This window comes from uncultured Maritalea sp. (assembly GCF_937139385.1).
In the GTDB taxonomy this organism is placed as follows: Bacteria; Pseudomonadota; Alphaproteobacteria; order Rhizobiales; family Devosiaceae; genus Maritalea; species Maritalea porphyrae_A.
Map to the genome: position 1 here is coordinate 1 of NZ_CAKZPW010000080.1, position 8,668 is coordinate 8,668.

Annotated in this window: 11 protein-coding genes and 1 pseudogene; 5 read left to right on the plus strand and 7 right to left on the minus strand. The window is 49.0% G+C overall.

All coding sequences use genetic code 11. From position 1 onward, the window contains the following. On the plus strand, positions 1-256 hold a 256-nt coding region (locus Q0231_RS03440; RefSeq protein ID WP_367274464.1), incomplete at its 5' end, for a gamma carbonic anhydrase family protein. Between the two features lie 117 nt (positions 257-373). On the opposite strand, the gene Q0231_RS03445 is transcribed toward Q0231_RS03440, so the two are convergent. The 3 genes from Q0231_RS03445 to Q0231_RS03455 all read right to left on the minus strand — a co-directional run bounded on the left by Q0231_RS03445 (position 374) and on the right by Q0231_RS03455 (position 2,542). After that, positions 374-988, minus strand: a complete 615-nt coding sequence (locus Q0231_RS03445; RefSeq protein WP_299345112.1) for a transglutaminase-like cysteine peptidase — start codon at positions 986-988, stop codon at positions 374-376. A 179-nt stretch (positions 989-1,167) separates the two neighbouring features. Then, the gene (locus tag Q0231_RS03450) at positions 1,168-1,785 is read right to left on the minus strand and encodes a PilZ domain-containing protein (RefSeq protein WP_269393935.1); all 618 of its coding nucleotides are present in this window, start codon (positions 1,783-1,785) and stop codon (positions 1,168-1,170) included. 85 nt (positions 1,786-1,870) lie between these two features. Further along, complete coding sequence (locus Q0231_RS03455; protein ID WP_269393936.1) at positions 1,871-2,542, minus strand: PAS domain-containing protein; 672 nt, start codon at positions 2,540-2,542, stop codon at positions 1,871-1,873. Between the two features lie 191 nt (positions 2,543-2,733). Between Q0231_RS03455 and Q0231_RS03460 the strand changes: the two genes are divergently transcribed. Further along, positions 2,734-3,471: a rhomboid family intramembrane serine protease gene (locus tag Q0231_RS03460; protein ID WP_299345117.1), complete on the plus strand. Its 738-nt coding sequence runs from the start codon at positions 2,734-2,736 to the stop codon at positions 3,469-3,471. A gap of 2 nt (positions 3,472-3,473) precedes the next feature. Here the strand turns inward: Q0231_RS03460 and hisI are convergent, their stop codons facing one another. Next, the gene (gene hisI / locus Q0231_RS03465; protein ID WP_269393938.1) at positions 3,474-3,923 is read right to left on the minus strand and encodes a phosphoribosyl-AMP cyclohydrolase; all 450 of its coding nucleotides are present in this window, start codon (positions 3,921-3,923) and stop codon (positions 3,474-3,476) included. A gap of 40 nt (positions 3,924-3,963) precedes the next feature. Further along, positions 3,964-4,593 (minus strand): GTP cyclohydrolase I FolE, encoded by a 630-nt coding sequence (gene folE / locus Q0231_RS03470; RefSeq protein ID WP_299345121.1) that lies wholly within the window; start codon positions 4,591-4,593, stop codon positions 3,964-3,966. Positions 4,594-4,764: 171 nt separating this feature from the next. Between folE and Q0231_RS03475 the strand changes: the two genes are divergently transcribed. From Q0231_RS03475 to thrS, 3 genes are all read left to right on the plus strand, one after another. Further along, a complete protein-coding gene (locus Q0231_RS03475) occupies positions 4,765-5,214 on the plus strand; it encodes an iron-sulfur cluster assembly scaffold protein (RefSeq protein ID WP_299345124.1) in 450 nt (149 codons plus the stop codon). Continuing rightward, positions 5,214-5,516 carry a membrane protein insertion efficiency factor YidD gene (gene yidD / locus Q0231_RS03480; protein WP_299345127.1) on the plus strand — a complete coding sequence of 101 codons (303 nt, stop codon included), beginning with the start codon at positions 5,214-5,216 and terminating at the stop codon, positions 5,514-5,516. Before Q0231_RS03475 ends, yidD begins: the two co-directional genes overlap by 1 nt. Positions 5,517-5,603: 87 nt before the next feature. Continuing rightward, positions 5,604-7,562 carry a threonine--tRNA ligase gene (gene thrS, locus Q0231_RS03485; RefSeq protein WP_269394382.1) on the plus strand — a complete coding sequence of 653 codons (1,959 nt, stop codon included), beginning with the start codon at positions 5,604-5,606 and terminating at the stop codon, positions 7,560-7,562. Between the two features lie 16 nt (positions 7,563-7,578). Here the strand turns inward: thrS and Q0231_RS03490 are convergent, their stop codons facing one another. Both Q0231_RS03490 and Q0231_RS03495 read right to left on the minus strand, forming a co-directional pair. Beyond that, a complete protein-coding gene (locus Q0231_RS03490; protein WP_299345130.1) occupies positions 7,579-8,088 on the minus strand; it encodes a hypothetical protein in 510 nt (169 codons plus the stop codon). 52 nt (positions 8,089-8,140) lie between these two features. Beyond that, a pseudogene (locus Q0231_RS03495) lies at positions 8,141-8,668 on the minus strand (hypothetical protein); the annotation flags it as partial.

Sequence of the window (8,668 nt, forward strand, 5' to 3'; positions counted from 1 at the left end):
CCTTCTTGAAGAAGGCGTGCTTGTGGGCATGGGGGCAACCGTTATGAATGGTTGTGTGATCGGACGTGGGTCGATCATTGGTGCTGGAGCTGTTGTTACAGAGGGCCAGCATATTCCACCGTTTTCGATGGTACTTGGGATGCCTGGCAAAATAAAAAAGCAGCTCGATCCATCAACATTTGATGACCGGATCGCTCATGCGATGGGGTACGTCAATCGTGGACAGCACTATTTGAATGCTGCAAAAGTTCTTTGAAAGCGCAAGTAACTTTAAAAAAGCCAAAGACCAGCCTCGGGGAAAGCTGGTCTTTGTGTTTCGGCCGGTGTCAGGGTTGGAAGTTAGGCCGAAATTTTCTGATATCGCACGAATGGTCTAGTTGCTAGCGACCGTAAACGTGCGGTTATCTGCGAGTTCCATCCATCGGCCTGCATGAACTTGCGATTGGCGCTTAATGAACGTATATGGCGTTTCACTCCAGACTTTAATTAGTCCTTCTTGATTGTCTAAAATTAGGTCGCCTCGATCTGTGCGGACGGTGAGAACGGCATGTCCTTCACCAGATTTTTGCATTACGACCGTTACCAATAGGGTGCTCGGAGCCCAGCCTGCAGCAATCAACGCTTTGCGCTTGGCCAAAACATAGTCTTCACAATCTCCGTAGCCGCGTGGATAGGTCCAAAACTCTTCAGTCTGATAAAGATCGATGTCGTTAATTGGTTTGATCTCCGCATTAAGTTGAGCATTGATGTTGAGCAGCTGTTGCCATTTGTCCTGAGTGAGTTCTTCGTAAGAAATAAGTTTTGAGTTTTGCCCGCATTCTGTTGGGCGCGTCTTGCAAAATGCTGCGTGGCCCATTGGAATGGACGTTTCTTTGATTTCGGCGACGAAAGCTGCATTTGATGAAATTGCATAAGCTGGCGCAGCAAATATTGTGAGTGCTGCCATACCAATCAAGCAATTGCGAATTAGGCGGTTGATGTTTTCCATTTGTAGTCTCCCTGACGAGGACCACTATGGAGATTGGAAATTTCGGGCTTGAAAAATAAACCGGCAGACTTTTATTCAAAAACAATGGGTTAGATTCAGGTGCTGTTAAGTATAGTTTTGAGGAGGACGTAAAAAAGCCCGCTCAAATGGCGGGCCGCTGTTCGCTGATCTGATTAGGTTTATTCTGAGCGCAAGCTTGCTTGAACGACGGTGAAGATTTCTTGTACTGAAGAAAACTCAACGGCAATGCCATCATCAAAATGCCGTACTACAGTTGCGCGCATCCTCCCCAATGTAATGGGAGTGTTCATCGCAGGTTTCACATCAATTTCAACCGCAGCACCGGAAAGAGAAATGTCGACGATTTTACAACGGTAGTTGCGTCCGTCTTCCAAGATGATGCGCGAATGACGAATATCAGGGACCTGACGTTCGTGGCGGCGATCCTCTGGAAGATTCAGAATGTCTTTGTTTGCAAACCAAGTGAGTTGCGCTGCGAGCTTATCGCGTTTGCGCGGGGAAGCGTTTACGCTTACTTCAAACCCACCATCAGCTTCCTTTTGTATTGTACCTTCGATGCGACCCAGGTGATCGATGTAGGCAATGACCCGTTCGCCAAGCTTTCCCATCTCGGGCGCAATAATAACGGCGTCCCCGGGGGACATCTCCACAACTTGGCAAGGGAACTCGCGTCGATCAGCCAGCATATAACGGCCAAGCAAAGATATTTTGACACGTTGGAAGCGACCTGGTTCAACCAAATCTACGGTCTCTGTTTGTAGAGCTTGCGTGTGCATAAGGCTTGTTTGCCAATGTTCTGATCAACTTGCTCAACAATAGCATCGAGTTAGTTAACCGAGTGTAATGGCAAAGCGCTTTAAACTACTGTTTTCCGCCGTCGATTACAGCCAAATGTGCATAGCGGCGAGCATTGATGCCGTAGACTTTGGAGTTTTGACCAAAATTCGAGCGAATGTCGATCACATCTTCGCGCTCTTCCAACTCAACACTTGTGCTCAGGTCTCGGCCAGAGAACTCATTGCTCTGATCGTCCGGCCAGATCAGGCGCAGACCAGAAATCCGTTGTTCCATAATGGGCTGAGTGCCAAACCACAGTGGTTCTTCAAAAGCTGTTATCGATCCGATGATGCGGTTATTCGTAGCGCCATTATGCCGAAGGGGCAGCAGTAGGGCTTCAAATGTCAATTGAGCATTATGCTGGCTAGTGGCGTTAAAGGTAACAAGCGCTGCCGCATGATCATCTGTGACCGCTTTGATGAGCGTCTCGATTGCGTCTTTGTCGCGGCGGTGCCAAAGGTCAACGAACGAACGGTTCTTCAACTCACGACAATAGGTTGAGCAGATGTGTGAGCCGGCCAACCGGAAATTAAATGTCTCTTGGTCCGGTGAAGACTCCAGAATGAAGGTATTTGCTAGGGCATTGCGGATCTTAGTCGGATCGACATCGCGACGTTCTGGCGCGCTGCGTGTGCCACGCAATTCGTTCCAATATTTGTAGAGCCGCTGCGTGCTTTGCATCTGCATATTCGTCATATTCCCCGCATCAAACCATCTAGTACCGATTTTGTCGGTGCTCAGTTCGGCCTCGTTCGCTATTTATTTCTTGATATCAATCTGGACCAAATTGACGAAAAAATCGCCCTTAAAGCTTTATTAAGGTTAACGCAGCGGCTGGTTGTGGAAAAGTATTCAAAGAACGGGCATAAGGGGGGCAAGGAGCTTTTATGAACTTACCACCAGGTCACGGCGACACGCCTAATCCAAACGCGAACCCACCTGCCTTTAATTTGCCTTTTATTGTGGCGGCAGCAATTGGACTTCTTTTCTCCATTCATCTTGCGGCACAACTGATGCTAACGCCGGAGGCCTATGACCATTTCTTCGTTCAATTTGGCTATGTCACCTTGCGTGATCAGTTGCCTGCTGAATTTCGCGGCGGTGAGTTTGCGCGCTATTACACTTTGTTTTCACACGCTTTTTTGCATGTCGGGTGGCAGCATTTCATCTTCAATTTGGCGTGGCTCGCGGTGTTTGGTAGCCCAGTTGCACGGCGATACGGCAACATTGGGTTCATCGCCGTGTTCTTGTTTGGGTCAGCAGTTGGGGCGCTCGCGTTTGGCGCCATTTCGGGCAGCAGTTTTGTTATATTGATTGGCGCTTCGGGCGCAGTTTCCGCCTTCATCGGCGGCGCCACCCGATTCGTCTTTCAACCGGTAGAAATGTACACCGATGAGGCCACTGGCGAGGTGCATGTATTGGGCCGAAAACTTGCTAGTTTGACCGACATTGTTAAGAATAGACGCGCTTTGAGCTTTGCCGGGTTTTGGTTGGCGCTAAACATTTTGTTCGGCTTAGTGCCTGGCATCGTCGGTATTAGTGGGTCCGTTGCGTGGCAAGCTCATCTCGGCGGATATGTCGCTGGGTATTTCATGGTCGCGTGGTTAGAGCGTCGGCCGTTTTGATTCTAGGAGCTATATTTCTCATCAGGGTCAAAAAGTGGCGACATACCCAGGTCCTCAAGGCTGAGGCTTCCATTTTTGGCGACCACTTTGCGGTAAAGGCAAGATTTTCTGCCGGTATGACACGCTGCACCAGTGCCTGTTTGAATGGCAAGTACCTGCAAAATGTCTTGATCACAGTCTGTGCGCATTTCGACGAATTTTTGCAGCTCGCCGGAGCTTTCACCCTTTTTCCAAAGGCTTTTGCGCGATCTTGAATAGTAATGCACAAACCCGGTCTCAAGGGTTAGTTTGACGGCCTCTTTGTTCATATAGGCGGCCATCAGCAGTTCGTTTGAATCTGCATCACACGTGATAGCTAGAATCAGACCATTTTCATCAAATCGGGGGGCGAAAACGTTTCCCGCCTCGAGTTCTGTTTTGGTCATGCTTCCTGGGTCGATGAAATCTGACATGAAAAGCTCGTCATTTTGGGCCACCCTGGACGTGTTGGGTTTAGCCCTTATTCATATTAAGGAGTGAAAAGAAGCGTTGCTGTTCAGTTGGTTCCTCAGCAAAGACACCAGTAAACCTTTGCGTGATGGTTGACGCCCCGTGCTTTTTAATGCCGCGCATCGACATACACATATGCTCGGCCTCCAGCATAACCGCAGCGCCACGCGGGTTTAGCGCATCATTAATAGCGTCGATGATTTGGGCGGTCAGGGTTTCTTGTGTTTGCAAGCGACGGGCAAATACATCCGTAACGCGTGCGAGTTTTGACAAACCAACAACACCCTCGGTTGGCAAATAGGCGATATGCGCCTTGCCAACAAATGGCACCATATGATGTTCGCAATGCGAGAAAAACGGGATATCGCGCACAAATACAATGTCATCATAACCGCCCACTTCATTAAAGGTGCGGTTTAAGACTTCTTGTGCGTCAAGGCCGTAGCCTTCGTAGAGCTCTTCGTAGGCTTTAACCACGCGTTTTGGCGTGTCGAGCAAGCCTTCACGTTCTGGGTTGTCACCAGCCCAAGCTATAAGTGTTTTGACTGCGGCCTCAGCTTCTTCGCGGGTCGGACGCTTTACGTCTTTTTCGGCCACAATAGTTGGCTTTATAGGTTTGGCGGTCGCATCCATAATCATCTCCTGATGGCGTCGACCTTTAATACTCACACAATGGCTGAACGGTTCACAATTTCGAACGCCTTATCGAAATTTCCGGGCATTGGCGTTTCTCGTAACTCGCCCTATATAAGGTAATGGTGTAACAATAAACAAGTGTGTACCCAACTTTGTGATGATGGCACGATGAGTATCAACCAGATTTATAGCGACAGAATTCTTGAGCTTGCGGGCAACTTGCCGCAAATGCATCCGCTTGAAGCGCCGGATGCAACGGCACGTCGCGTTTCACGTGTTTGTGGTTCGAGCATTGATGTTGAACTCAAAATTGAAAGTAATCGGGTTGTCGATTATGCTCACGATGTAAATGCGTGCGCGCTGGGGCAGACATCTGCGTCGATTGTGGCACAGCAGATTATTGGCTCAACGCTGGATGAATTGCGCACTGTGCGCACTCAAATGGTGGCGATGCTGAAGGCTAATGGAGCCGCACCGTCCGGCAAATGGGAAGACTTGAAGTATCTTGAACCCGTGCGAGACTACAAACCGCGGCACGCCTCAACTTTATTGGTTTTTGACGCGGTTGTTGATGCTATTGATTCCTATGAAGTCGCTCAAAAAGAACGAGCTAGTTGATGCTCCGCACAATTGGCTTGATCATTGATTTCCCGTTCAAATGGACTGCCGTCGGCCTAATCTTGATCTATCGGTACAGCCTTTCTGCGTTTATGGGACGAACATGTCGCCATGCGCCAAGCTGTTCTGAATTCACCATGGATGCGATCAAGCGCTACGGTTTTTGGTCTGGCGGGTGGATGGGGGCAGGGCGTGTTTATAGATGTCGGCCCGGCGGTAGTGACGGATTTGACCCAGTTCCAGAAAAATTGCCTTCAAATGGGCGTTGGTATGCACCTTGGCGATTTGGGCGCTGGAAATAATTCCAAAACATGTTAAAGCAACTTTTCTGACCGATCGTGGCGCAATAGTGCTGCCGCGGCGATTTTTATATGAAATGGAGAAAGATCATGGTCAATGTGTCGTTTCCTGATGGTGCTGTTCGAGAATATCCTCGGGGTACCACCGGCACCACCATCGTAAACTCCATTTCCAAATCACTGGCGAAAAAAACAGTCGCCATGCGAGTGGATGGAGAAATTGTTGATCTTGCTCAAGCCTTTGAGCAAGACGGTGCAATTGAATTTGTGCTGCGCGATGATGATGATGCGCTTGAGCTGATCCGTCACGACTGTGCGCACGTTTTGGCTGAAGCCGTGCAAGAGCTATGGCCAGATACTCAAGTCACCATTGGCCCTTCAATCGAAAATGGCTTTTATTACGATTTTGCGCGCGACCAGCATTTTACCGAGCAAGACTTTGTCGCCATTGAGAAAAAGATGGCAGAAATCATCGCGCGCGGTGCGGAGTTCACGAGAGAAGTTTGGGACCGCGAGGAAGCTAAGCGTGTATTTAAAGCCAAGGGCGAAGAGTACAAGGTTGAGCTGATTGACGCGATTGCTGCTGATGAAGATGTGAAAATCTACAAGCAAGGCCAGTGGATGGACGTTTGTCGTGGACCGCACATGCGTACCACAAAAGACATTGGCACTGCGTTTAAGCTAACAAAGGTTGCGGGTGCCTATTGGCGCGGTGACAGCAACAACAAAATGTTGTCACGCATTTATGGCACTGCTTGGGCCAACCAAAAGCAGCTTGATGCCTATCTTCATATGATTGAAGAGGCAGAAAAGCGTGACCACCGGAAGCTTGGCAAAGAGCTGGACTTGTTCCACTTGCAAGAAGAAGCACAGGGTTCGGTTTTTTGGCATCCAAAAGGCTACACCATCTATAATCAGATGGAACAATATATCCGCCGCAAGGTGAACAATGCTGGTTATGGTGAGGTGAAAACCCCACAATTGATGGACAGCAAGCTTTGGGAACAATCTGGCCACTGGTCAAAGTTCCGCGAAGACATGTTTGTTGTGCCAGATATTGAGTTTTCTTCCGATTCTGAGCATTTGGAAATTGAGCAAGACGCAAAACTGCTGGCCCTAAAACCAATGAATTGCCCTGCGCATATTCAAATTTTCAACCAAGGCATCAAGTCTTACCGCGATTTGCCACTGCGTTTGGCGGAATTTGGTTGTTGTCATCGGAACGAAGCACATGGCGCTTTGCACGGGCTAATGCGTGTGCGCCAAATGACTCAGGACGATGGCCATATTTTCTGTCGTGAAGATCAGGTGACGTCCGAAACTGAAGCGTTCTGTGCACTGCTTGATTCAGTGTACGAGGATATGGGCTTTACCGAAGTCAAAATCTTGTTGGCTACACGCCCTGAAATGCGGGCGGGATCTGACGAGGTTTGGGATCAAGCTGAAAAAGGCTTGGGCGATGCTTTGCGGGCAACGGGCCGTGATTTTGAAATTGCTGAAGGCGATGGCGCGTTTTACGGGCCAAAACTCGAATTCCACTTGAAGGATGCGATTGGCCGTTCATGGCAATGTGGTACTTTGCAGCTAGATTTCGTTCTTCCCGAACGATTGGGTGCTTCTTACATTGCTGAAGACAGTTCTCGCCAAATTCCAGTGATGTTGCACAGGGCTGTGCTTGGAACACTCGAGCGCTTTATCGGCATTCTGATCGAGAACCATGCAGGTCGTATGCCTGTTTGGTTGGCACCAACTCAAGCAGTTGTTGCAACGATTGTGTCAAGCGTTGATCCGGCAGCATTGGCGGTGGTTGAAAAGCTTAAAGCTGCGGGCATTCGGGTTGAAACTGATTTCCGCAACGAAAAGATCAACTATAAAGTGCGTGAGCATTCCACAAACAAAGTGCCGGCGATTCTTGTCCTCGGCGAGCGTGAGGCGAACGAAGGAACCGTTTCCGTTCGCCGCTTGGGGGAACAAGGCCAAAAGGTCATGCCCGTCGAGGACGCAATTGCTATGTTGGTCGCCGAGGGAACCCCTCCGGACCTTCGCTAGCAATAGATTGATTTGATTATAGAGCGGCGCTTATCTTCTTTGCTTTGTCCTTGGAGTAGGCGCCGCTTACATTTGCGAGCACCTTGCCATTTCGATCGATCAAGATTGCATGGACGGAGCCTTTGCCACTTACCCCCACTTCGCGATTGAATTTGGACACATTTGTGTAGAGTGTGATGGTTTTTGCGCGGGTTGATTTGCTTGAGATGCCCGAACGCATTCCATTATCAATGAAGCCGCTCATCAAACTGTAGCCTGATGAAATCACAGGTACTTCATAGTATTTCACGCCGGATTTTTTGGATGCTTGGTCAAGGAAAGGCAACCAAGTATTCACATCATCTTGCTGTCCTTGAGTATAAGCAATCATGACAATTGATCGTCGCGCGCCAAAATCCTGAGGCAAATTCATCTCAACCTTATTCAGGTTTTGTGCCTTAATGGTAGGAAATTGGCCAGCGATGGCGCTGGATGTGATCGATAGCACGCCAATGAGCGCTGCCGACATTAGATTGAGTTTAGCCATATTTTGCTCCCGCATATTGTTGTGGGAGTTACGCACCAACTTTGCTATCGGATCAGTTAGCGTCTGCCAAAAGCTCAATTTCACGCGGTAAGCCCGGCACAATTTCAAATTCGCGGTTGAATACACGGCTACCCAGCTTGCCAATCAATATGTATTCACCTTGTTCCAGAACAGTTTGCGGGAAAGCACTTTTTTCTTGGTAGACGGTTTGCCCATCAGGCGTTTTGATGATCCAAGACGTGTCCGCAATCGCTTCGCCACCGGGTTCTGAAACAAGTTTGAATGTGACCTGAGCCGCCTTGTGGTATAGCGTGGCTGAAGTCAGTTGGCCCGGCTCAACCCGAAGATCTGCCTTTGCGGTTGCATTGACTTCTCCGAAATGTGAAACGACGCTATAGGTGCCAGAGTTTAGATAAAGAAGTTTGCCTGGAGATACCGATTGCGCGATAATTTTTTTGCCACCGTTGGTAGGGTTGTCGGCATAAACCGTAAAGCTTAACCAGCGCCGCGGGATGGGAATATCGCCGGTTACCGCTGCATTGAGCTCAAGGCCGCCCGCGTCGAGAATGATTTCGATCTG

What these genes read in the sequence shown, in the direction of transcription:
- yidD (WP_299345127.1), top strand. Translation starts at nt 5,214, where the DNA reads ATGCTCCGCACAATTGGCTTGATCATTGATTTCCCGTTCAAATGGACT.
- thrS (WP_269394382.1), top strand. Translation starts at nt 5,604, where the DNA reads ATGGTCAATGTGTCGTTTCCTGATGGTGCTGTTCGAGAATATCCTCGG.
- Q0231_RS03450 (WP_269393935.1), bottom strand. Translation starts at nt 1,785, where the DNA reads ATGCACACGCAAGCTCTACAAACAGAGACCGTAGATTTGGTTGAACCA.
- Q0231_RS03490 (WP_299345130.1), bottom strand. Translation starts at nt 8,088, where the DNA reads ATGGCTAAACTCAATCTAATGTCGGCAGCGCTCATTGGCGTGCTATCG.
- hisI (WP_269393938.1), bottom strand. Translation starts at nt 3,923, where the DNA reads ATGTCAGATTTCATCGACCCAGGAAGCATGACCAAAACAGAACTCGAG.
- Q0231_RS03445 (WP_299345112.1), bottom strand. Translation starts at nt 988, where the DNA reads ATGGAAAACATCAACCGCCTAATTCGCAATTGCTTGATTGGTATGGCA.
- folE (WP_299345121.1), bottom strand. Translation starts at nt 4,593, where the DNA reads ATGGATGCGACCGCCAAACCTATAAAGCCAACTATTGTGGCCGAAAAA.
- Q0231_RS03475 (WP_299345124.1), top strand. Translation starts at nt 4,765, where the DNA reads ATGAGTATCAACCAGATTTATAGCGACAGAATTCTTGAGCTTGCGGGC.
- Q0231_RS03455 (WP_269393936.1), bottom strand. Translation starts at nt 2,542, where the DNA reads ATGACGAATATGCAGATGCAAAGCACGCAGCGGCTCTACAAATATTGG.
- Q0231_RS03460 (WP_299345117.1), top strand. Translation starts at nt 2,734, where the DNA reads ATGAACTTACCACCAGGTCACGGCGACACGCCTAATCCAAACGCGAAC.